The sequence below is a fragment of the Neoroseomonas eburnea genome (assembly GCF_018129005.1).
In the GTDB taxonomy this organism is placed as follows: domain Bacteria; phylum Pseudomonadota; class Alphaproteobacteria; order Acetobacterales; family Acetobacteraceae; genus Neoroseomonas; species Neoroseomonas eburnea.
In genome coordinates, this window is sequence record NZ_JAAEDL010000015.1 from 34,263 (window position 1) to 59,129 (window position 24,867).

Here is a 24,867-nt window from a genome sequence, read left to right on the forward strand (position 1 = left end):
GCCGGCGTCGATCACGTCGAGCACGTACAGCATCAGCTCCCCATCCGTGGTCATGTCAGGAACGGCCGGCTCCGCCCGACACGTCAGGAGCGACGGCGCGAGGCTGAGCGCCGGCGGCGGCGGGGCGGCTGGCGCGCAGGCGCTCAAGGCCGCGAGCAACGGCAGGGCTGGCAAGGCACGCCGATGTGCGAGGCGCGGCATTCACGTCCCTCCTGATCGGTTCCAGCCGCGCGGCGGCGGCGGCGACGGCGTCGGCCTGGCGCTGCAGCGCGCCGATCACCGTGTCCCGCGCGCGCATGGCGTCGCGCGCCTCCGCGAGATCCGCGGTCAGCGCGGTGACGCGCGCCTGCGCGGCGTCCAGCCGCCAGGTCTGCACCTGCCACGCGCCACCCAGCACGAGCAGCAGCGCCACCACCGCGCCCGCCGCATACGGCAGCAGCGGCCCGGCGAGCGCGCTGAGCGCCTTCGCGATCACGGCAGCGCCACCCACAGCGCCGCGCCCAGCAGCGCGCCGCACGCGACCTCCGCCCATTCGGTCGGGCCCGACGCGAAACCTCGGAGCCGAGGCTGCGGCAGCCGCTCCATGTCGCCCCACCACCACGTGAATGCGTAGCTCGGACCGAACAGCACACCGGCGACGAACAGCGGCCACGCCTGGCCGCCGAGAGCGCCCGCGACAAGGGCGCCCGGCAGGATGGCGACGACACCCCAGGCGGACATGACGATGGCATCGCCCCAGCGGCTGCCTGCTCGGCGGCCGATATCCATCGCATCGCCCCAGCCGGCCAGTACCATGCCAAGATACAGTGCAGGCGCGATGGCGGCGGCCGGCAGGCCGAAGGCGGGCAGCAGCGGCAGCGTCATGATCACGGCGGTCGCCAACCGCGCCGTCGTGGTGCCCGGCGGCAGGTGCAGCAAGGTCTCCCACGCGCCGCCGCGCACGCGCCAGAGGGCGCCGCACCACGCGGCGTAGAGCGCCATCGCGATCACGGCCTCGGGGCCTCCTCGGGCCTGCGCGCGGCGCTGACGGCCGTGCGGAAATCGACCGCGCCGACCCCCATGTATCCGGCGACGAGCCATGCGATCAGCGTCATCGCCGCCGGCACCACGATGCCGGCGACGCCCTCGCCGCGCAGGATGGCGACAACGACGACAATCCACGCCGCGGCGCAGTTGGCGATCACCGTGGCGCGGGAGAAGGTGCGGCCCGATTTGGGGAGCATCGTCACGCTCATTGGCCCCCCGCCAGCCGCATCGCCACCGCGCACACACGGTCCACGCGCGACGTCCAGCCGCGGCCGAACGTGCTCCAGGTCGGCAGCTCGCGCAGAAAGACCATGCGCGCCGCACAGATGCGCTCGATCAGCGACCCGCGATCATTGGTTGCCCACGTCGCGCGCAGCGTAACCGGGCCGATCGCGCCGTCCTCCTCCACGCCGACTGCCGCCTGCAGCCACTCCGCAGCCCTTCGCCGGCCGCTGTTCACGGCCGCATCGAACAGCACCAGGTCGATGCCGGCCGGCAGGTCGTCCGCGCGTATCGCGTTCCAGTAATGCGTGCGGTAGATGGCGCGGGCCTCCGCCACATCCATCGCTCGCACGTCGGCGCAGGTCACCCGCGCGCGGCGCCACGCCTGCAATGTCGCGCGGGTGATGCCGAAATTGGTGCAGCCGCCGGGGTCGCGCGGATGGTCGACGTAGCCGCCTTCGTGCGTCAGCACCTCTGCCACGCAGGCGCGGAAGCGGATGGTCGCCTGGTCGGGCGTGTCGGGCGGCTGGGTCATGGCGCGACATTGCGCGCGCGCGATGCGCCCCGTTAATGCCCGCGGGCGCGGGCGGGCGTCAGGCGAACAGGTCCAGCTGTGCCCTGGTCTGGCCCGCCTGTGCGAGCAGTTTGCCGACCGTGCTCTCGGTGATGCCGAGACGGCGCGCGATGGTCGAATAGCTCTCGCCCCGGCTGCGGTACAGGCGGACGCGCCATTCGCGCGCGAGCGGCACCTTGAGCGCCGCCCCGGGGCGGATCTTCGCGAGCGCGCGCGCGGCGTCGAGGCCGATCAGGCGCGCGAGGGGTGAGCCCTGGTTGGGCTCGATCGGCACGTAGACCCGCGTGCCGGCGTGCGCCTCGATCAGCCGCAGCAGCGCATCGGCGCCGATTGCCCGCGTGAGCGTGTCGAGTTCGGCGGGCGGCGGGGGCGTCATAGCGGCCGGCTTGCCAGCACGGGTGACGGTGCGGGCATGATGGCGGCGGCAACATCAGGACCGACGCCATGCGTGCGATGCCTATCACCCTCTCCTGTCTCATGCTCGCCGCGCCCGCGCTCGGGCAGTCCGGCGACGCCGCGGCCCGAGTGCGGCAGGAGGCGGAATCCTACCTGCGGCCATGCGCCGGCGTTTCGGGTGATGATGCGAGGTGGTGCGACCTTTCTCGCAGCGCCTTCGTCGCGGACTACCTTCGGGCGCGTGCCGGCCAGTACTACGGCCAGCGCAACGTGGCATACATGCTGCGCGGCTCGACCCCCGGCATCGCGGCGGACCACACACAGAGCTGCGCCTGGCGGCTGGTGATCATGGCGCAGGGCCACTCGCAGACCGACGCCAGCGACACGGCGAATGTCCGCTTCGACTGTGGCCGGATCTCCGAACAGGACCAGGCCGCGGCGCGAGCACGCGCCATGGCGTTGGCGCAGCAGATCGCCACGGACCCGGTGCGCAACCCGCCACGCACGAACCCCGCCCCGCGCCCATCGGGCGCGGTGGACAGCACGGCACGTCCGCTCGGGGCGGATCTGCCGCGCCGGTGACCTCACCGCTCGGCCCTCAGCACCATGACGATGAACACCCGCATGTCGGGGGGCAGCGCCGCCAGCAGGCGGCGCCACTGCCGATGCCGCCGCCGGTGGCGCCAGGCGCGGTAGCTCATCACGCGGCCGCCTGGCGCCGCAGCCGCGCGCGCCAGGCCTTCAGGCCCTCGGCCACGCGGTTGCCCATCTCGGCGTCGAGGAATTCGGGGCTGCTGATGCCGTCAGGATGCGCGTCGGTCCGCGTCTGGCGGCGCACGAAGCTGCGCAGGGCCGCGTCGTCGCCATGGCCCTGCAGGGCCACGATGTCGCGCCAGATCGCCCAGATCATGCGCACCTGCGGTTTCTCGCTGCGCTTCTTCGCGGGCTTGGCCTTCCAGCCGAGCCGTGCGAACTCCCGCAGCACGGCGTCGAGCTGGTCGACGCGCATCACGGCCGCGCTGTCGAGCTGCGTCACGCGCCGCAGGATGTCGCGGTAGCTGTCTTCGGTCAGCGCGAGCTGCTTCTTCGCCAGGTGGATCTTCGCGATCATCGCGCGGCGGTCGGGGACGGCGCTCACAGCGGGTCGATCCCAAGCTCGACGGCATCCGCGATCCAGGCATCAATCGCGGCGCGGCTGGTCAGGCCATCCACGGCGGTGCGCAGTCTTTGGAGATCGGCCTCGTCGTCGGCCATCCACTCGGGCGAGGCGATCCATTGCCGCAGATAGGCGCGAAGCGCCACGATGTGCGTCTCCGTCAACGGTTCGTGCCGCAGGTACGCTTCAACGGCCGGACGCAGCACGCCCGAGGTCTCGTTCGTCCAATAGCCCGGCGTCGTTCCGCTCATGCCCGAAGGTCCTCCGCGATCTCGATGTCCAGGATCCGCACGCCGAGCCCGGCCTTCAGCGCCAGGTCGAAGTGCTGGCGCACCCAATCCCGGTAAAACCGGTTCGGCGCCATCAGCACGGCATGGGCGCCGGCGACGATCGAGACGCACCGAAGCGGCTCGATCCAGTGGCGGAAGTCCGTCTCGGACAGGCGCCCGCGCAGGAGCGGCCACAACGGGTGATCGATGTCGGCAGCCGGCGCGGCGCGGGCTGGTGCCTCGGCGATCGGCGCGCGCAGATAGTCCTCGTACCGCCGCTGACGCAGGAATGTGGAGGCGTGGACGATGAACTCCGATCCGATGCCGCGCTCGCGCAGTTCCGCCGCATAGGCCTCGGCGGCACGCACCAGGTCGCCGGGCGCGGCGCCGTCCCGGACGGCCCGCGCGAATGCCATCTCGGCCATCGCCCGCGGGTTCGGGCGCCGCGGCGGGTAGGCGGCCCAGAACGCGTCGAAACCGGCCTGCAAGCCACGCGGCAGGGCGCCCTTGGGGAACAGGTTGCGCTGGCTCATGCGGCGGCCTCATGGATCTGGCGGCGGCAATCGGGGCAGGCGTCGGCACGGGCGGCGTCGCGGGGGCCGACCCAGCCGCAGTCGCAGGTCCAGCGATCGGCAGGCAGGCAGCAGCCGGCCTCGCTCTCCCGCAGCAGCAGGGCGCGCCGCGCATGCAGGCCGGCCTTCAACAGCGCGAGCGCCGGCACGGCCGGGGAGATCGCCTCGAACCACAGTAGGTCGGGATGCCCCTCCGGGTGCTCGCTGCGGCACCAGGCGAAGGCGCGGCCACTGCGCATGCCGGCTGACCAATCCCAGCGCGGCGGCAGCACGAGGGCCGCGCAATCGGAGCGCCGGCTGGCAGACGGAAGCGGCAATGCGGTGCGTGAGAGCGGGCTGAGAGCCATCCAGCGATCGCGCAGGACGCGCCAGCCGAGGGCCTCGAACACATCGGCGTCGAGGTCGCGCGAGGCGCGCTCGCCCTCCTCCAGCCGCATCAGCACGCGATAGAGCGCGGCGAGGTCGGGCACGAAGCGGAGCTGCAGCGGCCAGGTCACGGCAGCACCTGCCAAAGCAGGTAGATGATGCCGGCCCACAGCAGCAGGCTGGGACCGATCGCCCAGCGGACACCGGCCCAGAAGCCGGGACCAGGGGACGGCGCGGGCATCAGGCTTCGTCCCGCCGCCTGGAAGACTGCGTCCGAACGAAGTGCGCCACGCTGTCCCGGACGATGCCGAGATCGTCGTTGCTGGAGATCATCGCTTCGCATGGGAGTGCTTCGGGGGCGCGAACGATGATCGTGACCTTGACGTCCGGCCGGCTGAGCGGCGCGAGCACGGCCGCCATGCAGCGCTCCATGTGCGCCACCCAGGATGCGGCGAGGTCTGCTTCGCTGTCCTCGGCCATCAGCGGACACTCCTGTCGGGCATCTCCTCCCGCAGCGCCTTGAGCGTGGCGATCGCCGCGTCCAGGCGGTCCAGCCGGCGGTTGTGGTAGTGCAGGCTGAAGCCCCGCTGGCCCGCACGCCGATCCGCGGAGCGCGCCAGGTAGTCGCGCTGCTCCTGCACCTCGGCGATCTGCTCGTCGAGCGTCGGCGTGTCCATCAGCACCACCCGGCGCGGCGGCCGCGCCCGTCATAGGGCCGCGCCAGGCCCTCGCTGATCATCACCTGCGCGACGTCGCGGCCCTCCGCGTCCTGCACGATGGCGAGGCCGCGCCCATACCGATCTCGACCGCGGCGCGTGATGGTGGCGCCGCCGGCCAGCAGCTCGGCGAGGCGCGCCTGCGCCTGCCGCGCGAGGCGGCTCTCCGCCGGGCAGCGCCCGTGGATCTCCGGTGCGTCCAGGCCGACGATGCGCACGGCCTCCCCGCGCACCGAGACGGTGTCGCCATCGATCACGCGCAGGGACTGCGCGCATGCGGAGGCACCCAGGGCCAGCAGCAGGCCGAGGGCGGTGAGCGCGCGCGTCATGCCGCACCCCCGGCGGCGAGGCGGCGTTCGACCTCTCCATCGATGTGACTGGCGAGCATGTCCTGCAGCATGCCCTGGGTGTTGGTGCGGGACCGATCGAGCTCGGCACGCGGTTGTTTCGCCGCCTGCACGCCGGCATCGAATGCCAGCCGCGCGAAGCGGCCGATCATCTCGCGGGATGCCTCGGTCGCCATCAGCGTCGCGCCCCCGCGCCACGAAGGGTCGCCGCCGGATCGGGCACGCGATCGGAGATGGAGTGGGGCGGCCGCGCCGGCGCGGGCGAGACGCCCGCAGGCGCTGACGGCCTGGCCCACTCGGGCAGCGTGATCTCGATCCAGTCGTCGGCGTGGTCGTATTCGACCGTCTCCGGCTTGCGGTTCTCCGGAGCCACGCCGTGCGGCAGGTCGATGCGCAGCTTCAGCGTGCCGGACGCCACCGCCTTACCGGACGGCCAATGGGGTTCGAACGGACCATCCGGCTCGATCCTCAGCATGCCGGCATGCGGGCCGCCACCGGCCAGGATCTTCACCCGCGCTCTATGCGACATGAAGGTGCCACCTTCCAGCTTGCGCGTGCGAATGATGATGACGATCGCGGCCGGTAGCCGCCCGCCACCGGCGGAGGAGGCCACGGTGATGGCCGCGCGGTCGGGCCGCGCTCGTGTCGCCTGCGGCGCCAGCGGGGACCAGCTCACGGCGCCACCTCGCGCGCCCCGGTGGCCTCGATGACGAATTCCTCGCCGGCGGAGGCGATCGTCACGCCCGGGATCTCGGCGGCGCGCTCGGGCATGGACAGCATCGCCGCCTTGTCGATCTCGACCTTGCGGCGGAGGAACTCCTCCATTCCGCGTTCGAGCAGGTACTGCAGCACGTCCACCGCTTGCGCCACGCGCACCGCTGGCGGCGCCAGGCGCCAGGAGATGGTGCCGGCTGCCAGCGAGACCGATTTCCGCTTGCCGCCATCCGTCAGGGCGTGGCGGTTCGCCTCGGCCCACAGCTGCAGGCCGCGGGTAAGGCGATCGGCCTCGGCATTCAGGGCGGCGACGGCGTTGCCCATCGCTTCCTTGGCCTTGGCGATCGTCTCGGCGAGCGCGGTCTGCTCGATCAGGACGGCGCGCTGCAGTTCGCCGATGCGGGCGAGGAAGACGTTCGCTTCCTCGTGGTCGCGGGCGGCCGGCACGGCCTCCGCCCGTCGTTTGGTGCGGGTGGTCGCGCTCATGCGGTGGTCTCCGTGGGGTTCGAGGTGATCGCGGCCGCCACGCGCGCCACGCGCGCGGCGAGATCGGGATCCGTCGCGATGCGCTCGGCGATCGCGCGGGAACCGTGCAGCACCGTGGTGTGGTGCCGCGCCAGGCTGCGGCCGACCTGCGGCAAGGATCGGTCGAAGCGGGTAACCGCCAGGTGCATGACGACCTGCCGGGCCAGGGCGATCGGCGCGGAGCGCTGAGGGCCATAGATCGCCCCGCCGTGCACGCCGAATTCGGCGGCGGCCGCCTCGACGAGGCGGGCGACGACCGGCGCCGGCGCATGCGGAGCCGCGGCGGCCAGGCGGCGGCGGAGGAGGCGACACTCCGCCTGCAGTTCGTCGATCCGCGCGAGCATCGCCCGGTCGCGCCGGGTGCGCAGTTCGGGGGTCATGCCCGACCTCCCGGCAGCACCGTGAACGGGGCGAGGACGACCGTGACGCCATCCTCGACCGGGCGCCCGGCGATCTGCAGGGCCGCGATGCGCTGGCGATCGCCGAGGCGTGCGAGCTCGGCGAAGGCCTTCAGTGCCTCCTTGATGGCCCGCGCCTGGCCGGCAGAGATCGTGCCGCCGTGGCGCTGCTTGCCCTCGAAGATGGCGGAGAGGTCTTCGAGGCCATCGGCGAGTTCGACGAAGGGGGCGGGCATGTCAGCGGCCCTCCTGGTCCAGCAGGACGCGGATCAACTGCCATGCCTCGACCTGCCAGGCGGGGTAGAACAGGGCCATGGTCTCGGGGGTCTCGCGCCCGTTGCGCGACCAATGCATGTCGATGACCCGCATCGCCGTGATCGCCGGGTCGTGCATGGCGCAGCGGCGGGCGATCTCGGCCGCTGTCGTCTCGTTCTGGGCCTCGGCAATGGCGCCGCCGAGGGTGAGGGCGTTCCCCGATCTCCTCGGCCGCACGCAGATCAGCGCGCCCTCGGCGTAGATGCCGCCATCGTCGATCTCGGCAGGCGTCACGGGGCCGCGGATTGTGGCGCCGCGACCGTCGAGCGGATTGTCTGGCTGCTCGGGCATCACGCCGCCTCCGCCGTCAGGGTGGCGCCGCTGCTCAGCCGTTCCCACGCCATGCGGATGTGGTTCTCGCCCATCGCCTCGGCGCCCTCGGCGCCCGCCAGCATGTGCGCCATCCGCAGGGCCTTCGTCAGGTTGCGCAGCGCCCCCGGCCTCTTTGCGATGGTCTGCAGCAGGGTGCGTTCCTCCTTCCCGGCGACACCCCACGCGTCCAGCAGCTTCTCGACATCGCCCTTCAGCGCGCGTGGCCGCTGCAGCCGCATGCCGACGCGGGAGTAGAGCTGGGCGAACTGTGCGGCGCGCGTGCCGCCTTCGAGGCGCGCATAGACGCTCTCATTGCCGAGCAGCGCGATGCCGATGCCGGCCTGGTCGTGGAACATCCGTAGCTGATCCAGCGTCTGGCTCGTCAGGTGCTGCGCCTCGTCGATCAGGATGAGACCCTGGCTGCCCGTCATGCGCTTGCCGAGCGAGCGGCTGAGCTTCTGCGAGGAGAGGCCGCGCTCCGTCACGCCAATGGCCTCCGCCAGCTCGTCCAGCAGCGCGCGCGGGGATGACATCGTCGGTTCCGCGGTGATCATCCAGACATTGGCGTTCCGCGCGGCATACCAGCGGGCCGAGGAGGTCTTCCCGACCCCCGGCGCGCCGGTGACGACGACCATCTCCGGCATGTACTGCGCGTGTTCCAGCGTCGCGAGGATCGCATCCGCCGTTGGTGTGGCGACGAAGGCCGGCGCGCGCGGCGCCAGCGCGCGGGTACGGTCCGCGGCTTCGAGCCCGTTGAGCCAATGCATCACCTGTTCGGCGATCGACGCGTTGCGGCCTTTGTAGGTGCCGCCCATCCAGGAACTGAAGGTGCCGTAGGGGATGCCGACCTGGCGGGACACGTCGGTCATCGCCATCTTGCGCTCGGCCATGGTGGCGCGGATGCGCACGCGGACGGCCTCGATCTCCTCGGGGCTCATCTGTGGTTCGAATGCGTCGCTGGGCATGATAGGTCTCTCGATGCGTGGGGGATGCCGAGGCCGCCTGCTGGGCTCAGTCCTCGGTGTCGTCTTCGTCCGGCACCAGCCGGAGCTGCGGGGCGGTTCCAGCGCCCCGCAGCGCTCGGCGGGCGGCGACGAACAGGCGCTCGGATCGTTCGGCCGAGCTTTCTTCCTCCTGGTCGATGACGGGCTTCAGCGCGGCCGTGCCGCGGAAGAGCGGGCGCACCACGCGGGGCGCCGGCGTTTCCGGGTCCGGGCGGCGCAGATCGGCGAGGTCGCGCGCGAGCTGTTCGGCGCTGATGCGCGCCTCGGCATCGGCGAGCAGCCTCAGCCCCTTGCGGCGCATCTTGTTGGCCCGCGCGGTGCGGCGCGCGGCGTCGACATCGCCGAAGCCCACATCGGCGATGCAGTCGGCGGTGACGAAGAATTCGCCGGACGCGAGGAAGATGTGGATCGGCGCGTGAAGCCGTTCGGGATCGAAGCGCACCGTCACGGGCCGGCCGCGCAGCTCTACCAGGCGCGCATCGTGATAGCGGTTGCCCAGGAGGTGGACCGTCGCGTCGCGGCGGACCTTTACCTCCTCGGCGGCGAGCAGGAAGACGCGGCGCTGCGCGTCCGTCGGGCGAACGATCAGGTGCGCCGAGGCCTCGTAGCTCTCGGCGAACGTGTCGTCGAAGGACCGCCCGCGGCAGTTCCCGGCGGTGCGGCCGGGTCGGGCGTTGTGCTCGGCGATGCCGGCTTCCAGCACCTGCAGGAAGGTCGCCAGCGGAACCGCCTTCGACCCGTAGTCATGCGGCTTGGTCGACGTGCTGTTGCCGGTCCACGCACCGACGAAGGCGGGGTGGCGCGCGATGTCGCGCGCGACGTCGCCGAATGCGCGCTCGATCGGCTTGGAGCGGCCGCTGTAGGGCTTGGCCCAATGCACCTCGACGCCGAGGGTCGGGAAGATGCCGAGCGGCTCCTCGGCGCGGACCTTGAAGCGGAAGCGGCGCTTGAGGCCGCCCGACATCGTCTTGTTCGCCGCAGCCAGCGTGTTGTCGATCGTGCATTTGCGGGGAATGCCGTACTTCTCGACGACGTCCCCGAAGGCGAGGCGGAACGTGTCGCCGGTCTCGTCGGGTCCGACGCGGTAGCCGAGGAATTTCCCGCTGTAGAGGTCCTGGAAGAAGACCACCATCGGGCGCGCCTTCTCGCCGTCCGGCCACAACACGAAATTGTCGAAGCGATGGCCATCGGCGTTCAGCCATTCCATCGCGTGGAGCGCGGAACGATCGCGCCGTTGCGTCGGGAACATGGCGTCCGCCGCTTCGGGGCCGTGGCGATGCCAGGTCTTCACGACCTCGGGCAACGCATCGATGCGGCGACGCATGGTGCGCTGCGATGGCAGTTTCCAGCCGCGCTGCGCGGCGACCTGCTGCAGGTCGCGCCAGCACTGCTCGAACGTCGGCCTGTTGGAGAGCAGGTAGCGCGAGCGCATCCACTCCCAGGCGTCGTCGTCGCAGGCCGCGCGCGGGCCGCCGGCACCGGCATATTGAGGGACCAGGCGCGCCAGCCAGTTCGCACGCGGCACGCCGTCCACCAGCTTCGCCCATTCGTACAGCTGCGCGCGAGAGACACCGTGCGAGGCCGCGACCTCCATCATCGCGAGGGTTCGCGGCCGGCCCTGGTTGATGAGCGTCGCAACCGCGTCGAGTGCACCGACGCGCGAGCGCGCGCGGGCCTTGTGCTTCTCGGGCTGGCGTTCGTAGGCCTCCCAGGCGGCCTCGTCGGACAGGCGCTGGAGGGCGGCTTCCTTCTCCGCCGGCTTCGCGGTGCTCCCGCTGCGAGCGAGGATCTTCGCCTGGACGTAGCTGGGCAGGACCGCGAGGGCGTACTCGACGCCGCCGCCGCGCCCCTGGCGGCGGCGCCAGAGGCGGCCCTCCGCATCGGGGTGGTTCCAATCCTCGCGCTCGGCCAGCATGGCCAGGCCGCGGCGGGTGTCGGGCATGCCGGGCAGCGACATTGCGGCGAGCTCGGTGAGGGTGAGCCACATGTCGGGCGTCACGCGCCACCTGCCTTGCGCGCTTCGCGCATAAGCTGCTCGCGCGTGCGGCGCAGCTCGTCTTCCTTTTCGCGGATGGCGGCGACCTCGATCAGCGGCAGGTGGCGGCGCTCGATCACGGCCCAGCCCATGGGCTCGGCCAGCAGCTGCAGGAGGCGGCGGTCCCCGGTCGCGTGCATCAGCGCGATCAGGCGGGTGACCGGGATGGCGTGCTCGCGCCGCGCCTCGGAGGCATAGGCGTCGAGCATCGGCTTCGAGACGCGTTCCCCGAGATAGGCGGACATCCGCTCGGCGACCTCGTCGCGAGGCTGGCCGCAGTCGCGGAGCGTGGCGGCGACGGCCCGGGCGATGGAGGCGGCGACGGTCGCGGCGCGCACATGCGCCGGCTCGAAGGCGACCACCGTCGCGGGCGGCTGCCATTCCAGCAGGTCGGGCTGTGCGGGGTGCCGCGGCGCCATGGTCAGGAGCAGGCCTTCCAGACGACGGCAGCGATGAAGGCGGCGACAATGGTCAGGGCGGTCGCGCCGAGCAGGCGGATGAACCAGTCCCCGCGGCAGCTGCTGTTGGGGCGGGACGCGCTCACGGTCACGGCCGCACCGCCTGGGCGATCTGACGACCGGCCTCGGCCAGCGGGTGCCACCCGGCACCCACCGCGACCAGTTGGCCGACCCAGAACCAGCCGACGATCAGGGCGGCGAAGAAGGCACCGCCGAACAGGGTGCTCAGGGTGACGCGCGGGGCGCGGGGCCGGCGCGGCATCACGCGGCCTCCGTCTCGTCGGAGGGGCTGCGCGACAGCGCCTTCTCGGCCATCTTCCGGCCGCCGCGCGTCGCGCAGATCACGTCCAGGAACTGCTGCTGCGCCCTGACGTAGGAGGCCTTGCCCCAGGCGCTCATGATGGCCCGGTACTGGCGGTCGATCTCCACGGCATCGCTGACGCGGGGCTTGCCGACGATCTCGACCAGGGCGCTCGCCACGGTGCGGGCGGTCGCTCCCTCGCGCACCAGGCGCTCGGCGATCTCGCGCTGGCGCTCCGGCGTCTGCCCGGCGAGCTGGTCGAGCTCGGCACCGCTGTCCGCGATCGGGTGGCTCGCGATCAGCGCGCGCACCTCGGGGATGATGGCGGCGCGGGCGACGGCGCGGCGGATCGTCCGCTCGTCGACGCCGAGCTTGGTCGCGGTCGCCTTGCTGAAGCGCTCGGCAAAAGTGGACAAGCTTGTCCACTTTTCCAAACCCTTGTTTTTCTTGGCTTTTCCGTGTGCGGTTTCGGGGTTGAGCGCTTCATAGATGCGCTTGCGCTCGGCGAGGAACACCGCGCGGTCCAGGGCGGACAGCTCGCGGCGGATCAGGTTCTCGTCGATCTCGATCAGCTTGGCCTGGAGCTCGTCGACCTCGACGACCTTGGCCGGGATCTCGGACCAGCCGGCCAGGCGGGCCGCGGCGACACGGTGCCCGCCCGCGATCAGGGTGTGGCGGCCATTCGCCCCAGGCCCGGAGACGATGATGGGGGTGTCGAGACCGCGCTCGGCCAGGCTCTCGGCGATCAGGGCGACGTAGTCGTTGTCGACCGCGCGCAGGCGTTCCCCGACGTCAATCTGGTCGAGCGGGATGGACAGGACGGGCGTGTTCACGCGGCCTCCGATTTCTGACGGTGCGGGGTGGGGGCCGAGCGGCTACGATCAGCGGTGACTGAAACGGGACGCCCCTTGAGGGGCAGGCCGTTGCGGTCGTAGCGGCTGGGCCAGATGTCCTGGGGCTCGACGCCGAGGCGGGCAGCGATGATCGCCTCCGCTCGGGGCCAGGGGACGTCGAGGGCTCGCTTGGCGGCGCCGACCGAAAGGCCGGCCGCCCGAGACAGGGCAGACATGGTGGTGCCGGATTTCCGGACCGCCGCCTTGATGTCCTCCGGGTGCCAGTCTTCGGGGCGCTGCTGCATCGTGTCTCCTGAGCGCGCGGCGGGCAGGCCGCGTGCTCGGGTTTGTGGTTTGGCAAACGGAGATTGGCCGAAAATGGATGATCGCTCAAGGCTGAAATCGGCTAACTCGGCACTTCCATGTTTCAGAATCTGCGGTCAATGCGCTGATATCAGCCAAATCATTGATGTGGCTGGCTGATTTCGGATGATGGAAGCGAAATCCGAAGCTGGAAATCGGCTTCCAGGTTCGAAGGCGAAACCTGGAAGCCTGGATCGAGCGCGTGGCGCGCGTGTGAAGGAGGCGATCGCGCGCGTCGGCACCCAGAAGGATGCGGCTCGCCTCTCCGGCGTGGCCTACGGGACCATCACGAATTACGCCGATGGGGGCGAAATGAAGCTGTCCAACGCCGCCGCGCTCGCGCGCGCAACCGGCGTGCGGCTCGATTGGCTGGCGACGGGGGAAGGCCCGATGCGCGCGTCGGATCCGCCGCGGGAGCAGTTCCATCCGTCGCAAATCCCGGCGCAAGCTGGCTTTCTGCCTGGCCGTGGCGTCGCGGAGCCAAGCCCTGGCGGACGGGCGTCCGGCGGCACTGGCATCGCCTGGCAGGTCAACCCCGAGCGGCTGGCCCGCGCCTACGAGATGGCCTCCGAGCGGATCGCCGGCTCCTCCGTCACACCCACCCTGATCATGCGGATCGCGTTGGTGCTGTACGACCACCTGACCGAGGTGGAGGATGCCGCGCCGCCGCCCTCGAGCGCCCCCTAAGAGCCTCTTCAGAGCGTCAGAGCGCGACCCGAAATTTTCCGGAACCCAATGTCAAAACACAGCCGAGATGCCCGATTTCCGGAACCTGGCACCGCCGCCTGCAGCGTCGGCGCAATCGAGCGAAAACCCAATTTTTCTGGGGGTTTATCCCGCACTATCCCCGACAATCCCGCGTGATCCCGGATGTCCGGAAGGATGTGTCAAGGAACATTGGCGTCGGTCGCCGGGGTCAGGTCCCAGGTGCCAAAGAAGGGAGGGGGAGCGGGGGAGGCTCCCCTCCCCCGCCCTTCCTTCCCGCTCACGGCCCCGGCCTCAGCACATAGCCGCGATGCCGGATCGTCTGGATGAAGCGCGGCTCGCGCGGGTCCGCTTCCACCTTGCGGCGCAGGCGGGTGACCTGCACGTCGATCGCACGCTCGCCGGCCTCGGGCGTGCCGAGGGCAGTGCCGATCTCCTCCCGGCTCAGCACCTCACCGACGCGGCGCGCAAGCGCCTGCAACAGTGAAGCCTCCCCGCCCGTGAGCCGCACCACGCCATCGGGCCCGCGCAGCTCCGCGCGCTCGATGTCGAACCATCGATGGCCGAGCTGCACCGGCGCATTCGCGAGCGGCTGCACCGTCGGCGCCTGCGCCGCACGGCGCAGGATGGTGCGGATGCGCAGCGCGAGCTCGCGCGGATCGAAGGGCTTGGGCAGGTAGTCGTCCACCCCGTGCTCGAAGCCCGCGATGCGGTCCTCCGGCGCGCCGCGCGCCGTCAGCATCAGGATGGGCACCTCATTGCCTTCGCGGCGCAGCGATTCGGCGAGCGCCAGGCCGGATTCCCCCGGCATCATGACGTCGAGCACCAGCAGGTCGAACATCATGGCGGAGATCGATCGCCGCGCCGCCGCCGCATCGGCGACCGCGGTCACGCGGAAGCCCTGCTCCGTCAGGAAACGCTGCAGCAGGTCGCGCAACCGCGCATCGTCGTCGACGACGAGCAGATGCGCGGTCTCGGCCATTCCATTCATCGTGGCTTGCCCGGCGCGGCGGCCGGCCCCTCCAGAAGCTCACATGCGGTGCGGGCCTGGTCGCCCATCAGGCCGCGCATGACGCGGCGGAAGCCTTCCACCGCGGCAGGGCCGGCCTCCCGGTAGGCGCGCATCACTGTCTCGCGCTGCCGCTCGAACAGGCGGCGTTCGAGGGCGGCGCCCTTCTCCGTCAGGGTCAGCAGGCGCTGGCGGCGGTCGTTGCGGCCGGGCGTCTGGGTCACGTAGCCTTCCTCGACCAGCGGTTGCAGCACGCGGCCGAGGCTCTGCTTGGTGATCGCCAGGATGCCGAGCAGGTCGCCCACCGTGATCCCCGGCCGCCGGCCGACGAAGTGCAGCACGCGGTGATGCGCGCGGCCCATGCCGAGCTCGGCGAGGATCTCGTCGGCGCCCGCGGTGAAGTCGCGATAGCCGAAGAAGAGCAGGTCCTGGGCGAGTCGCAGCTCCTCCTCCCGCAGGAACAGCAGGTTGCGCCCGGCGGGCAGCGAGCTGCGTTCCGGCGCATCCGCGATCTGCGCGCTGCTCTTGGCTGGCATGTGCTGGCGTGGACCTCCGCTTGGGTCAGTATCATTGACCGATTAGACATGTCATTCTAACTTAAGTGGCGTTGAAGCAACATTCTTTCGTCACATGCGGCCTTCGCTTTGCCGGCCGACAGGGGGATGCGCCATGGGCCCAGTGCCGTCCGACAGCCGGGCCGATTCCTTGGCGCTTTCCGCCTCTGCCGCGCCAAGCTCATCGCCAGCCCGCACGCATGAATAATCAGGAAGGATACGCAGCATGGGCCAGTTCCCGATCACCCGCACCACCTCGCCCAAACAGAAGCCGGCGGACGATTCGCTCTCCTTCGGCAAGGTCACGACCGACCACATGTTCCTGATGAACTACGAGGAGGGGAAGGGCTGGTTCAATCCGCGGATCGAGCCTTACGGTCCGCTGAGCCTCGATCCGGCGACCTCGGTGCTGCACTACGGCCAGGCGATCTTCGACGGGCTCAAGGCCTTCCGCGGCAGCGACGGCCAGATCCGGCTGTTCCGCGCCCAGCGCCATGCGGAACGCTTCAACCGCTCGGCCCAGCTCATGTGCATGCCGGACCTGCCGGTGGACATCATCCGCCAGAGCTTCGACGCCCTGGTCGGCCTCGACGCAGACTGGGTGCCGCGCAAGCCGGGCACCGCGCTCTACCTGCGCCCGACCATCATCGCGACGGATGTGATGCTCGGCGTGCATCCGGCGCACAACTACCTGTATTTCCTCATCCTCTCGCCGGTCGGCAGCTACTACAAGGAAGGCGTGAAGCCGGTGCGCATCCTCGCCACCGACAAGCATGTGCGCGCCGTGAAGGGCGGCACCGGGGAAGCCAAGACGGCGGCGAACTACGCGCAGTCCCTCGCCGGCCAGCGGGACGCGGAGGCGCACGGCTACACCCAGGTGCTCTACCTGGACGGCGTGCACCGCAAGTACCTCGACGAGGTCGGCACCATGAACATCATGGTCCGCATCGGCGACGAGGTGATCACGCCGCCGCTCGCCGGCACCATCCTCGATGGCGTGACGCGCGCCTCCACGCTGCAGCTCATGCGCGACTGGGGGCTGAAGGTCAGCGAGCGGCCGATCACCATCGACGAGGTGATGCAGGCCGGCCGCGACGGCACGTTGAAGGAGATGTGGGGCACCGGCACCGCCGCCGTGGTCTCGCCCGTGGGCACGCTCGGCTACAAGGGCGAGGACGTGCTCATCAACGGCGGCCAGACCGGCGAGCTGACGCAGAAGCTCTACGACGCGATCGTCGGCATCCAGTACGGCCGCAGCAACGACCCGCACGGCTGGACCAGCATCGTGCCGGTGGATGCGGCCTGAGCGGCCGGCCCCGATGGCGACCGTCCGCTTCCGCGTCGCGGAGGCGGAGGATGCCGTCGCCGTCGCGGCGCTGCTGACGGCGTCCTGGCAGGAATCCTATGCCGGGCTGCTGCCGGCGCCGCTGCTGCGGGACCGCCTGCCGGCGCTGCACGCGGCGATGTGGCGGGATCATTTCGCCGCGCCGCGCCCCGGCATCGTGCTGCTGGCGGAAGGCGAGGACGGGCTGCGCGGCTTCTGCGCCGCCTGGCTCGAGGGGACGGAGGCCTATGTGGACAACCTCCACCTCCGTCCGGGCCTGCGTGGCGGCGGGACCGGGCCGCAACTGCTCGGCCGCGCCGTGGCGGCGCTGATGGCGCGAGGCGCGACTCGGGCGGCGCTGACCATCATCGAGGGCAATGACGGGGCGCTGCGCTTCTACCACCGCCTCGGCGGCATGGCGGGCCAGCCCTACGATGCCGAACTGCACGGGGAACGCGTGCGCTACCGGCCGATCACCTGGGCTCGGGCGGACGAGCTGGTGCGCGCCTGCGGGGCCGGCGGGTAGCGCGACCGCCCAGGCGCCGCCCCGGCGATCATTCCTCCAGCGAGAAGGCGTCCCGCGGCGATGGCGTGTGGCGCGAATACTCCATCGCGGTGAAGCCGCCGCCCTGGTAGCGCTCGGTCACCGGATCGGCGGTGACGTGCTCGACCTCCGCCCGCCAGGGTTCGGCGGAATCCCGCGGCGCCCAGCCGAGGCGCTCACGGTGGTCGCGGCCCCAGTAGGAGGCCGGGTTGTCCGAGCAGGCCCAGATCACCGCATGCCCGGCGCGTTCGGCGAGCACGCAGCGCTCGACCAGCCGCGTCAGGTCGCCATAGGACAGCCAGGTCGAGAGCATCCGCCGGTCGACCGGCTTCGGGAAGCAGGAGCCGATGCGCAGGTTGACGTTCTCGATGCCGTGCTTGTCCCAGTACATCCGGCCCATCAGCTCGCCATAGGCCTTGGACAGGCCGTAGTAGCCGTCCGGACGGAAGGCGCAGTCGAAGTCGAGGCGCTCCGCATTGCCGGTGGGCCGCTCGTGGAATCCGATCGAGTGGTTGGAACTCGCGAAGACGACCCGCGCGCCTTCACGCCGCGCCGCCTCATAGACGTGGTAGAGGCCGCGGAGGTTCGGGCCGAGCACCTCCTCGAAGGGACGTTCCACCGAGACGCCGCCGAAGTGGAGGATGGCGCCGCAGCCCTCCGCCTGGCGGATCAGCGCGACGCCGTCGTTGAGGTCCGCCTTCACGAAGCTCGCGCCGGCCGGCAGCGGGTCCGGGAAGGGCACGATGTCGGTCAGGCGCAGCCGCCAGCCGTGCTCGGCCAGCGCCTTCGCGAGATGGCGGCCGAGCGCGCCGGAGGCGCCGGTGAGCAGGACGGGTCTGGCAGGTGCGGTCATGGCGTCAGGTTCCGTAGCCGAGCAGCAGGCGCGGCAGCGTCAGGGACATCGCCGGCCAATAGGTGGTGAACGCGAGCGCGACCATGATCGCACCCCAGAAGGGGATGATGGTGCGCATGATGTGCTCGATGCGGATCTGCCCGATGGCGCAGCCGACGAACAGCACCGCGCCCACCGGCGGCGTGGTCAGGCCGAGGCCCAGGTTCATCATCATCACCATGCCGAACTGCACCGGGTCCATGCCGATGGCCATGACCACTGGCAGGAAGATCGGCGTGGTGATCAGGATCAGCGCCGCCATGTCCATCACGCAGCCGAGGATCAGCAGGCAGAGGTTGATCAGCAGCAGGATGACGATCGGGTTGTCGCTGATGGCGAGCATGCCGTCGGTCAGGATCTCCGGCAGGCGGTACATGGCCAGCAGCCAGGCGAAGGCCGTGGCCGTGCCGACCAGCAGGAAGACGACCGAGGTGGTGCGCACGCTCGCCTTCGCCGCGATGACGAAATCCTTCCAGGGCAGCGCGCGATAGACAGTGATCGTCACCAGCAGCGCCCAGATGGCGCCGAAGGCGGCGCTCTCCGTCACGGTGAAGATCCCGCTCAGCACGCCGCCCAGGATGATGACGGCCGTGAGCAGCCCCGGCAGCGCATCCACGAAGGTGCAGGCCAGGTGCCGGAAGCCCTTCCAGTCATCGGCCGGATAGCCGCGGCGCACCGCCATGACATAGGCGGCGATGCCGAGGAAGAGGCACATCATGATCCCCGGCACGATGCCCGCGATGAACAGCGCCGAGACCGAGATGCCGCCCCCCGCCGCCAGCGAATAGAGGATCATGTTGTGCGAGGGCGGAATGAGGATGCCGGCGATCGACGACGTCACGGTCAGCGACACCGCATAGTCCACCCCGTACCCCTTCGCCTTCATCGCCGGGATCAGGATGGTGCCGGTCGCCGAGGTGTCGGCGACGGCAGAGCCCGAGATGCCGCCGAACAGCATGGAGGTGGAGACATCCACCATGCCGAGCCCGCCGCGCATCCAGCCCACCGTCGCGCTGGCGAGCGCCACCAGCCGCCGGGCGATGCCGCCATGCAGCATGATCTCGCCGGCGAAGATGAAGAAGGGAATGGCGAGCAGGGCGAAGATGCTCATGCCGCTCGCCATCTGCTGGAAGGCGACGGCGGGGTTCAGCCCCTCGTAGATGAAGCCCGCGACGGCGGCGATGCCGAGGCAGAAGGCCACCGGCACGCCGGCGACGACGCCGACGGCGAAGACCGAGAAGATCAGAAGCAGGCCAGGTTCCACGCGCGCGTCACTCCAGGAAGGCGGCGGCGACGCCGCGCTGTTCCGGCGCTTCCTTCGACAGGAAGTCCTTCAGCACCTGCTCGATGGCATAGAGCACCATCAGCGCGCCGCCGGCGGTCATCGGCACGTAGGTCCAGCCCTGGCTGATGCCGAGCAGCGGGATCCTGAAGGCCGCCACCATGTCCACCAGTTCCCACGACCACCAGGCCATGGCCGCGCCGAACAGGCCCATGAGCGCATCGCAGCCCAGCGCGATCCAGCGCTGCGCCGTGCGCGGCAACGCTTCCCGCACGCCGAGGACCGACAGGTGGAAGCGCTCCCGCACCCCCACCGCGGCCACCGGCATGGCGATGGCGAGGATGGCGAGCGTCGCCGCGCGCTCGATCCAGGTCGGCGTGTCGTTGAGCACGTAGCGGCCGAAGACCAGCCAGCCCATCATGGCGATGAGGCCGACGAGCGCGATGCTCGCCAGCCCCACCGTCAGCGCCGACAGGATGTCGAGCGCGCGGGAGAAGGCCCTCACTGCAGCTCGCGGATCTGCCGGACCAGCGCCGCGAGCCGCGCATCGGCGGCGTACTTCGCGTAGACCGGCTCCATCATCGCGGCCCAGGGCGTGCGGTCGCTGATCTCGATGACCGTCACGCCGGCGGCGACCACGCGCTCGCGGGAGACGCGCTCGCGCTCCGCCCAGGCGCGGCGCTGGATGGCGGCGGATTCGCGCGCGGCGTCACGCAGGATGGCGCGTTCCTGCTCGTTCAGCCGGCGCCAGCGCTGGGCGGAGACCGCCAGGACTTCCGGCACGTTGGAGTGTTCGGTGGTGGAGTAGTAGCGCGCGACCTCGAAGTGGCGCGTGGACTCGTAGGATGGCCAGTTGTTCTCCGCCCCGTCGATCACGCCGGATTGCAGGGAGGTGAAGACCTCGCCGAAGGGCAGCGGCGTCGGGTTGGCGCCGAGCGCGCGCATCAGGTCGATCCAAAGGTCGGAGGTTTGCACGCGGATCTTCATGCCGCGCAGGTCGGCGGGCGTGCGCACCGGGCGCGTGGTATAGAGGCTGCGCGCCCCCGCGTCGTACCAGGACAGGGCGACGATGCCGATCCGTTCGAGATCCTGCGCGATCGCCTCGCCCGCCGGGCCGTCGATGGCGCGCTGCATGTGGCCGACGTCGCGGAACAGGAAGGGCAGCGTCACGACATTCGTCGTCGGCGCCAGGTTGTTGAAGGGCGAGAGGTTGAAGTTGGCGAAATCGATGGTCCCCAGCCGCATCTGCTGGATCGCCTCGTCCTGCTGGCCGAGCTGCGCCGAATGGAAGGTGCGCATGCGGATGCGGTTGCTGGTGCGTTCGCCCACCATGCGGGTGAAGGCATCCATGCCGATGCCGTTCGGATAGTCGGCGGCATGGATGTTCCAGCCGCGCCATTCCTGCGCGGCGGCAGGCGTGGCGCCGAGGCCGATCGCACCGAGGGCGGCCGTCGCCAGCGCGGCCAGCAGGAGGCGGCCACGCCGCCGGGGGGTGGGGTGCATGAACATCTCCTCGCGTGTCGGGGGCGGGTCGGGCCACCCCTCGGTCTTGGTTAACTGCAATAGCAGATGGCAGTCTGATGCGGCGACGCGGCGGGCGTCAACGCCCGCGTCAGCCTGCCCGCCAGCCTGCCACGAGCTCGCGCAGCCGCGCGAGGGAATCCGGCGCCAGCGGCCAGGAGGCCGGCGGGCGGGCATGGCCCACATCCTCGCCGATGAGTGCCAGCGCGGCCTTCACGACCGAGACATTGGCGCCGTTCTGCTCTTCGGCACGCAGCGCCTCGAAGGCGCCGATCTCGGCGATCAGGGCATTGGCGCGCGGCATGTCGCCGGCGCGCAGCGCGGTGAGGATGGCGACGGAGCGTTCGGGCGCGAGGTTGATCAGCCCCGAGGTGAAGCCCTGCGCGCCGAGCGCCGTCATCGGCGGCGCCCAGGGTTCGGCCAGGCCGCAGACGAAGCGGATGTGCGGTGCGGCGCGGATGGCACGCGCCAGCGCCATGAGGTCCGGGTTCGCCCATTTCACCGCCACCACGCCCGGAAGGCCGCAGAGCGCCGCGACCGCATCCGGCCCGATGGCGGCGTTGCGCAGGTAGAGCACGACCGGCAGCGCGGCGGCCTCGGCGACACGCCGGACATAGTCCGCCACGCCGCGCGGGCTGGCAAAGGGGTCGGGCGGCTGGTGGATCATGACGGCATCCGCGCCATCGGCCTTGGCGCGCGCGGCGAGGCGGACCGCCTCCGTCACGCTGCGCCCGATGCCGGCGATGATCCGCGCGCGGCCGGCGACCAGGGCGGGAACCTCCGCCTGCATGCGCTCGGCCTCGGTGACGGTGAGGCCGTAGAACTCGGAGGTGTTGCCGTTGACGGTCAGCGCGTCCACGCCCGCCCCGACGCAGCGCGCGATGATGGGGCCGAGGCGGGCCGGGAGGATCTGGTCATGCGCATCGAAGGGCGTGACCAGGATGCCGGAAATGCCGGACAGCGCCTCGATCAGCGTCATGGCGGCCGCTTCCCCCGTGGTGGTGGCGACAATACGCCGTTGGTGACGAGCGAGCGCAGCACATGCGCGCGCATCCGCGCCTCGGCGAGCGCGGGGTCGCGCCGCCTTAGCGCGGCGACGATGCCCTGGTGCTCGCGCAGCGCCTTGGGCAGGTCCCGCGGCGTGCTGCCCACGGCGCGCCGGCGCCCGAGATGGTCGTAGGCGCGCAGCGAAGCGAGGGAGCGCATCAGGAACAGGTTGCCGGTCGCGCGATGGATCAGCGCGTGGAATTCCTCGTTCGCTTCGTCGAGTATGTCGTGGTCGGCGGCGTCCGTGCCGGCCTTCATGCGCGCGAGGATGGAGGTGAAGGTCGCCAGCGCCGCCGCGTCGAGCCGTTCCGCCGCCAGCGCGGCCGCAACCCCTTCGAGGGCGGCGCGGATGCGCCCCAGCTCCCCGAGTTGCGCCGGGCCCATCTCCGCCACCACCGTGCCGCGGCGCGGCAGCGTGATGACCATGCCGTCCTGCTCGAGGCGTTGCAGCGCCTCGCGCACCGGCTGGGCGGAGATGCCGAGCTGCGTCGCCAGGCTGCGTTCGGAGATCTTGCGCCCGGCCGGCAGCATGCCCTGCACGATCGACTCGCGCAGTCGCCGATAGGCGCGTTCGCCGAGGGAGAGCGTGTCCTCCTCGGCCAGCGGCGCGATCCTCCCGCGGGCTGTCTCTGCAGCGGCCATGGACATCTGCCATAGCAGTTGGCAGCCTTCGCGGGAAGAACGAGGAGGACCCGCCATGTCCCGCAAGCGCCCCGAGGAATTGCGCAGCCACCGCTGGTTCGGCGTGGACGACCTGCGCGCCTTCGGCCATCGCAGCCGCATGCTGCAGGCCGGCTTCGCGGAGGCCGATTTCCGCGGCAAGCCGGTGATCGGCATCATCAACACCTGGTCGGAGCTCAGCCCCTGCCATTTCCACTTCCGCACGCGGGCGGAGGAGGTGAAACGCGGCGTCTGGCAGGCCGGCGGCTTCCCGGTCGAATTGCCGGCGCATCCGGTGACGGAGCAGTACCAGAAGCCGACCTCGATGCTCTATCGCAACCTGCTGGCGATGGAGACGGAGGAACTTGCGCGCAGCCATCCCTGCGACGGGCTGGTGCTGCTCGGCGGCTGCGACAAGACGCCGCCGGGACTGATGATGGGGGCGATCAGTTCCGGGCTGCCGTCGATCTTCGTCCCGGCGGGGCCGATGCTGCGCGGCAACTGGCGCGGCAAGACGCTCGGCTCCGGCTCCGATGTGTGGAAGTACCATGCCGAACTCCGCGCGGGGAACATCACGCCGGCGCAGTGGAAGGACATGGAAGGCGGCATCGCGCGGTCCTTCGGCACCTGCATGACCGCCGGCACCGCGGCGACGATGATGCTGGCGGTCGAGGCGCTGGGCTTCACGCTGCCCGGCGCCAGCAGCATTCCGGCGGCGGATTCCGCCCATCCGCGCATGGCCACCGATGCCGGCCGGCGCATCGTCGAGATGGTGTGGGAAGACCTCACGCCGCAGGCACTGATTACCGAGGGCAGCGTGGACAATGCCGTCACCGCGGCGATGGCCTTCGGCGGATCGACCAACGCCATCCCGCACCTGATCGCCATGGCGCGGCGCGCGGGCGTGATGCTGGATCTCGAGCGCTTCGACGCGCTGTCGCAGCGCGTGCCGCTGGTGGCGAACCTCCGCCCCAATGCCGGCGAGAACCTGATGGAGGATTTCTTCTACGCCGGCGGCACGCGGGCCTTCCTCAACCGCATCCGCGACTTCCTCGACCTCTCCGCGCGCACCGTCACCGGGCACACGATGGGCGAGAACATCGAGGGTGCGGAGGTGTTCGACGACACGGTGATCCTGCCGCTCGACAGGCCGCTGCAATCGGAGGGCGGGCTCGCGGTGCTGAAGGGCTCGCTCGCGCCGCAGGGCGCGGTGATCAAGACCTCCGCTGCCGAACCGCGCCTGTTGCAGCACACCGGCCCGGCCATCGTCTTCGAGGACTACGCCGACCTGAAGAAGCGGCTCGACGATCCCGACCTGCCGGTCACGCCGGACTCCGTGCTGGTGCTGAAGCAGGCCGGGCCGCAGGGCGGGCCGGGCATGCCGGAATGGGGCATGCTGCCGCTGCCGAAGAAGATGCTGCAGCAGGGCGTGCGCGACATGGTGCGGCTGTCGGATGCGCGCATGTCCGGCACCTCCTACGGCACCTGCGTGCTGCACGTTGCGCCGGAAAGCCATGTCGGCGGGCCGCTCGCCTTCGTGCGGGACGGCGACCTGATCCGGCTGGACGTGGCGGGGCGGCGACTCGACCTGCTGGTGGACGATGCAGAGATGGAGCGCCGCCGCGCCGCCTGGACGCCGCCGCCGCGGCGCTACGCGCGCGGCTGGACGTCGCTGTACCTCGACAACGTGACGCAGGCCGACGAGGGCTGCGACCTGCGGTTCCTGGAAGGCACGCTGCCGACGCCGGAGCCGGACATCTACTGACCGCGGTTGGGCGCGGCGTTCGAATCCTCGAAGCGCCGCGCCGCCGCCTCCACGTCGAAGCGGCGTTCGTCCAGGGTTTCCGGGTCCCACTCGCTGCGCTCGGCGGCGAAGAAGTCGCCGCCGTAGACGTGCAGAGCCGCTGTCAGGCGCGAGATCGGGTTGGTGACGGAATGGATCACGTCGCGCCCCAGCACCGCGCAGTCGCGCGCGGCGAGCGCCATGGCGCCCGCGGCCTCGATATGGTGGCCGTCGCCGGTCTCGATCCGGCGCCAGAAGATGTTGTCCTCCCGACCCGTATAGATGCCGATCACGGCCCACATGCGATGGTCGTGCGGCAGCAGCGTCATGTACGGCCCCCAGACCAGGTTGAGGATGGTCAACTCGGTCGAGCGGTAGATGGGGAAGAGGCCCGCATGCTTCGGCTCGCCCATCGCGGCGAGGACGGCTCCGGGGTCCGAGACGGCGCGTGCGATCACCTCCCGTACCGACTTGTGGGTGCGGTCCCGCTGGATCGCCTGGCGGCAATCCTCGACGAGCCGATCGATGTCGAACATGGCCTCCCTTCCCGGTCACCGCGAATGTTACGCCCCCGGGCCATCGAAGCGCACGGGGATTGCGCGGCGGGACGCCTTGCCGAGCCCGCGCAGCCCGGGGAACATGAC

At 70.9% G+C, this 24,867-nt stretch carries 40 protein-coding genes; 5 read left to right on the forward strand and 35 right to left on the reverse strand.

Annotated features, from left to right (window positions below):
* Positions 1-55: 55 nt before the first annotated feature.
* From GXW74_RS15665 to GXW74_RS15685, 5 genes are read right to left on the reverse strand one after another with little or no spacing between them, the layout of a single operon-like run.
* Entirely contained in the window at positions 56-475 is a 420-nt protein-coding gene (locus GXW74_RS15665) for a hypothetical protein (RefSeq protein ID WP_211847466.1), read from the reverse strand.
* Entirely contained in the window at positions 472-990 is a 519-nt protein-coding gene (locus tag GXW74_RS15670) for a hypothetical protein (RefSeq protein WP_211847467.1), read from the reverse strand. The genes GXW74_RS15665 and GXW74_RS15670 overlap by 4 nt, the downstream gene beginning before the upstream one ends.
* Positions 987-1,223, reverse strand: a complete 237-nt coding sequence (locus GXW74_RS15675) for a hypothetical protein (protein WP_211847468.1) — start codon at positions 1,221-1,223, stop codon at positions 987-989. The genes GXW74_RS15670 and GXW74_RS15675 overlap by 4 nt, the downstream gene beginning before the upstream one ends.
* A gap of 8 nt (positions 1,224-1,231) precedes the next feature.
* Positions 1,232-1,783, reverse strand: coding sequence for a glycoside hydrolase family 108 protein (locus GXW74_RS15680; protein ID WP_211847469.1), 552 nt, complete (start codon positions 1,781-1,783; stop codon positions 1,232-1,234).
* Positions 1,784-1,841: 58 nt separating this feature from the next.
* A complete protein-coding gene (locus GXW74_RS15685; RefSeq protein WP_211847470.1) occupies positions 1,842-2,198 on the reverse strand; it encodes a hypothetical protein in 357 nt (118 codons plus the stop codon).
* Positions 2,199-2,266: 68 nt separating this feature from the next.
* On the opposite strand from GXW74_RS15685, the gene GXW74_RS15690 reads away from it, so the two are divergent.
* Complete coding sequence (locus GXW74_RS15690) at positions 2,267-2,800, forward strand: hypothetical protein (protein ID WP_211847471.1); 534 nt, start codon at positions 2,267-2,269, stop codon at positions 2,798-2,800.
* Between the two features lie 118 nt (positions 2,801-2,918).
* Here the strand turns inward: GXW74_RS15690 and GXW74_RS15695 are convergent, their stop codons facing one another.
* From GXW74_RS15695 to GXW74_RS15785, 20 genes are all read right to left on the reverse strand, one after another.
* Positions 2,919-3,356, reverse strand: coding sequence for a phage protein GemA/Gp16 family protein (locus GXW74_RS15695; protein ID WP_211847472.1), 438 nt, complete (start codon positions 3,354-3,356; stop codon positions 2,919-2,921).
* The gene (locus GXW74_RS15700; RefSeq protein WP_211847473.1) at positions 3,353-3,625 is read right to left on the reverse strand and encodes a hypothetical protein; all 273 of its coding nucleotides are present in this window, start codon (positions 3,623-3,625) and stop codon (positions 3,353-3,355) included. The genes GXW74_RS15695 and GXW74_RS15700 overlap by 4 nt, the downstream gene beginning before the upstream one ends.
* Entirely contained in the window at positions 3,622-4,176 is a 555-nt protein-coding gene (locus GXW74_RS15705) for a DnaA N-terminal domain-containing protein (RefSeq protein ID WP_211847474.1), read from the reverse strand. Before GXW74_RS15705 ends, GXW74_RS15700 begins: the two co-directional genes overlap by 4 nt.
* Complete coding sequence (locus GXW74_RS15710; protein ID WP_211847475.1) at positions 4,173-4,712, reverse strand: hypothetical protein; 540 nt, start codon at positions 4,710-4,712, stop codon at positions 4,173-4,175. Before GXW74_RS15710 ends, GXW74_RS15705 begins: the two co-directional genes overlap by 4 nt.
* Before the next feature lie 109 nt (positions 4,713-4,821).
* On the reverse strand, positions 4,822-5,061 hold the full coding sequence (locus GXW74_RS15715) for a hypothetical protein (protein ID WP_211847476.1): 240 nt from the start codon (positions 5,059-5,061) through the stop codon (positions 4,822-4,824).
* The gene (locus tag GXW74_RS15720) at positions 5,061-5,258 is read right to left on the reverse strand and encodes a hypothetical protein (protein ID WP_211847477.1); all 198 of its coding nucleotides are present in this window, start codon (positions 5,256-5,258) and stop codon (positions 5,061-5,063) included. Before GXW74_RS15720 ends, GXW74_RS15715 begins: the two co-directional genes overlap by 1 nt.
* A complete protein-coding gene (locus GXW74_RS15725; RefSeq protein WP_211847478.1) occupies positions 5,258-5,626 on the reverse strand; it encodes a thermonuclease family protein in 369 nt (122 codons plus the stop codon). The genes GXW74_RS15720 and GXW74_RS15725 overlap by 1 nt, the downstream gene beginning before the upstream one ends.
* On the reverse strand, positions 5,623-5,796 hold the full coding sequence (locus GXW74_RS15730) for a hypothetical protein (protein ID WP_211847479.1): 174 nt from the start codon (positions 5,794-5,796) through the stop codon (positions 5,623-5,625). The genes GXW74_RS15725 and GXW74_RS15730 overlap by 4 nt, the downstream gene beginning before the upstream one ends.
* A gap of 23 nt (positions 5,797-5,819) precedes the next feature.
* Positions 5,820-6,320 (reverse strand): hypothetical protein, encoded by a 501-nt coding sequence (locus GXW74_RS15735; RefSeq protein WP_211847480.1) that lies wholly within the window; start codon positions 6,318-6,320, stop codon positions 5,820-5,822.
* Positions 6,317-6,844: a host-nuclease inhibitor Gam family protein gene (locus GXW74_RS15740; protein WP_211847481.1), complete on the reverse strand. Its 528-nt coding sequence runs from the start codon at positions 6,842-6,844 to the stop codon at positions 6,317-6,319. The genes GXW74_RS15735 and GXW74_RS15740 overlap by 4 nt, the downstream gene beginning before the upstream one ends.
* Complete coding sequence (locus GXW74_RS15745; RefSeq protein ID WP_211847482.1) at positions 6,841-7,263, reverse strand: helix-turn-helix domain-containing protein; 423 nt, start codon at positions 7,261-7,263, stop codon at positions 6,841-6,843. The genes GXW74_RS15740 and GXW74_RS15745 overlap by 4 nt, the downstream gene beginning before the upstream one ends.
* Positions 7,260-7,517, reverse strand: coding sequence for a hypothetical protein (locus tag GXW74_RS15750; RefSeq protein ID WP_211847483.1), 258 nt, complete (start codon positions 7,515-7,517; stop codon positions 7,260-7,262). The genes GXW74_RS15745 and GXW74_RS15750 overlap by 4 nt, the downstream gene beginning before the upstream one ends.
* 1 nt (position 7,518) lies before the next feature.
* Entirely contained in the window at positions 7,519-7,887 is a 369-nt protein-coding gene (locus GXW74_RS15755; protein ID WP_211847484.1) for a hypothetical protein, read from the reverse strand.
* Positions 7,887-8,873 carry an AAA family ATPase gene (locus tag GXW74_RS15760; RefSeq protein ID WP_211847485.1) on the reverse strand — a complete coding sequence of 329 codons (987 nt, stop codon included), beginning with the start codon at positions 8,871-8,873 and terminating at the stop codon, positions 7,887-7,889. Before GXW74_RS15760 ends, GXW74_RS15755 begins: the two co-directional genes overlap by 1 nt.
* A 46-nt stretch (positions 8,874-8,919) precedes the next feature.
* Complete coding sequence (locus GXW74_RS15765) at positions 8,920-10,911, reverse strand: transposase domain-containing protein (RefSeq protein ID WP_211847486.1); 1,992 nt, start codon at positions 10,909-10,911, stop codon at positions 8,920-8,922.
* On the reverse strand, positions 10,908-11,366 hold the full coding sequence (locus GXW74_RS15770; RefSeq protein WP_211847487.1) for a DNA transposition protein: 459 nt from the start codon (positions 11,364-11,366) through the stop codon (positions 10,908-10,910). The genes GXW74_RS15765 and GXW74_RS15770 overlap by 4 nt, the downstream gene beginning before the upstream one ends.
* Before the next feature lie 2 nt (positions 11,367-11,368).
* Positions 11,369-11,497, reverse strand: coding sequence for a hypothetical protein (locus GXW74_RS28410; protein ID WP_272877296.1), 129 nt, complete (start codon positions 11,495-11,497; stop codon positions 11,369-11,371).
* Positions 11,494-11,667, reverse strand: coding sequence for a hypothetical protein (locus GXW74_RS15775; protein ID WP_211847488.1), 174 nt, complete (start codon positions 11,665-11,667; stop codon positions 11,494-11,496). The genes GXW74_RS28410 and GXW74_RS15775 overlap by 4 nt, the downstream gene beginning before the upstream one ends.
* Positions 11,667-12,539 (reverse strand): ParB/RepB/Spo0J family partition protein, encoded by an 873-nt coding sequence (locus GXW74_RS15780; RefSeq protein WP_211847489.1) that lies wholly within the window; start codon positions 12,537-12,539, stop codon positions 11,667-11,669. Before GXW74_RS15780 ends, GXW74_RS15775 begins: the two co-directional genes overlap by 1 nt.
* The gene (locus GXW74_RS15785) at positions 12,536-12,844 is read right to left on the reverse strand and encodes a helix-turn-helix domain-containing protein (RefSeq protein ID WP_211847490.1); all 309 of its coding nucleotides are present in this window, start codon (positions 12,842-12,844) and stop codon (positions 12,536-12,538) included. Before GXW74_RS15785 ends, GXW74_RS15780 begins: the two co-directional genes overlap by 4 nt.
* A gap of 271 nt (positions 12,845-13,115) precedes the next feature.
* On the opposite strand from GXW74_RS15785, the gene GXW74_RS15790 reads away from it, so the two are divergent.
* Positions 13,116-13,589 (forward strand): helix-turn-helix domain-containing protein, encoded by a 474-nt coding sequence (locus tag GXW74_RS15790; RefSeq protein ID WP_211847491.1) that lies wholly within the window; start codon positions 13,116-13,118, stop codon positions 13,587-13,589.
* 298 nt (positions 13,590-13,887) lie between these two features.
* Here GXW74_RS15790 and GXW74_RS15795 read toward each other — a convergent pair whose 3' ends face one another.
* From GXW74_RS15795 to GXW74_RS15805, 3 genes are all read right to left on the reverse strand, one after another.
* Complete coding sequence (locus GXW74_RS15795) at positions 13,888-14,589, reverse strand: response regulator (RefSeq protein ID WP_211847492.1); 702 nt, start codon at positions 14,587-14,589, stop codon at positions 13,888-13,890.
* 5 nt (positions 14,590-14,594) lie between these two features.
* Entirely contained in the window at positions 14,595-15,152 is a 558-nt protein-coding gene (locus GXW74_RS15800) for a MarR family winged helix-turn-helix transcriptional regulator (RefSeq protein WP_211847493.1), read from the reverse strand.
* A 90-nt stretch (positions 15,153-15,242) separates the two neighbouring features.
* The gene (locus tag GXW74_RS15805) at positions 15,243-15,398 is read right to left on the reverse strand and encodes a hypothetical protein (RefSeq protein ID WP_211847494.1); all 156 of its coding nucleotides are present in this window, start codon (positions 15,396-15,398) and stop codon (positions 15,243-15,245) included.
* Between GXW74_RS15805 and GXW74_RS15810 the strand changes: the two genes are divergently transcribed.
* Together GXW74_RS15810 and GXW74_RS15815 are read left to right on the forward strand one after the other, a co-directional pair.
* The gene (locus tag GXW74_RS15810; protein ID WP_211847495.1) at positions 15,397-16,476 is read left to right on the forward strand and encodes a branched-chain amino acid aminotransferase; all 1,080 of its coding nucleotides are present in this window, start codon (positions 15,397-15,399) and stop codon (positions 16,474-16,476) included. The genes GXW74_RS15805 and GXW74_RS15810 overlap by 2 nt on opposite strands.
* A 13-nt stretch (positions 16,477-16,489) precedes the next feature.
* Positions 16,490-17,020 carry a GNAT family N-acetyltransferase gene (locus tag GXW74_RS15815; RefSeq protein ID WP_211847496.1) on the forward strand — a complete coding sequence of 177 codons (531 nt, stop codon included), beginning with the start codon at positions 16,490-16,492 and terminating at the stop codon, positions 17,018-17,020.
* A 28-nt stretch (positions 17,021-17,048) separates the two neighbouring features.
* On the opposite strand, the gene GXW74_RS15820 is transcribed toward GXW74_RS15815, so the two are convergent.
* The 6 genes from GXW74_RS15820 to GXW74_RS15845 form a co-directional block, all read right to left on the reverse strand.
* Positions 17,049-17,891, reverse strand: a complete 843-nt coding sequence (locus GXW74_RS15820) for an NAD-dependent epimerase/dehydratase family protein (protein WP_211847497.1) — start codon at positions 17,889-17,891, stop codon at positions 17,049-17,051.
* A gap of 4 nt (positions 17,892-17,895) precedes the next feature.
* Positions 17,896-19,194, reverse strand: a complete 1,299-nt coding sequence (locus tag GXW74_RS15825) for a TRAP transporter large permease (RefSeq protein WP_211847498.1) — start codon at positions 19,192-19,194, stop codon at positions 17,896-17,898.
* 7 nt (positions 19,195-19,201) lie between these two features.
* Complete coding sequence (locus tag GXW74_RS15830; RefSeq protein WP_211847499.1) at positions 19,202-19,717, reverse strand: TRAP transporter small permease; 516 nt, start codon at positions 19,715-19,717, stop codon at positions 19,202-19,204.
* The gene (locus tag GXW74_RS15835) at positions 19,714-20,715 is read right to left on the reverse strand and encodes a TRAP transporter substrate-binding protein (protein ID WP_211847500.1); all 1,002 of its coding nucleotides are present in this window, start codon (positions 20,713-20,715) and stop codon (positions 19,714-19,716) included. Before GXW74_RS15835 ends, GXW74_RS15830 begins: the two co-directional genes overlap by 4 nt.
* A gap of 109 nt (positions 20,716-20,824) precedes the next feature.
* A complete protein-coding gene (locus GXW74_RS15840) occupies positions 20,825-21,712 on the reverse strand; it encodes a dihydrodipicolinate synthase family protein (protein ID WP_211847501.1) in 888 nt (295 codons plus the stop codon).
* Positions 21,709-22,422: a GntR family transcriptional regulator gene (locus GXW74_RS15845; RefSeq protein ID WP_246523449.1), complete on the reverse strand. Its 714-nt coding sequence runs from the start codon at positions 22,420-22,422 to the stop codon at positions 21,709-21,711. The genes GXW74_RS15840 and GXW74_RS15845 overlap by 4 nt, the downstream gene beginning before the upstream one ends.
* Before the next feature lie 55 nt (positions 22,423-22,477).
* Between GXW74_RS15845 and araD the strand changes: the two genes are divergently transcribed.
* Positions 22,478-24,205, forward strand: coding sequence for an L-arabinonate dehydratase (gene araD / locus GXW74_RS15850; protein WP_211847503.1), 1,728 nt, complete (start codon positions 22,478-22,480; stop codon positions 24,203-24,205).
* Here araD and GXW74_RS15855 read toward each other — a convergent pair.
* Complete coding sequence (locus tag GXW74_RS15855; RefSeq protein WP_211847504.1) at positions 24,199-24,759, reverse strand: hypothetical protein; 561 nt, start codon at positions 24,757-24,759, stop codon at positions 24,199-24,201. The two genes, araD and GXW74_RS15855, sit on opposite strands and share 7 nt — an antisense overlap.
* Positions 24,760-24,867 lie beyond the last annotated feature (108 nt).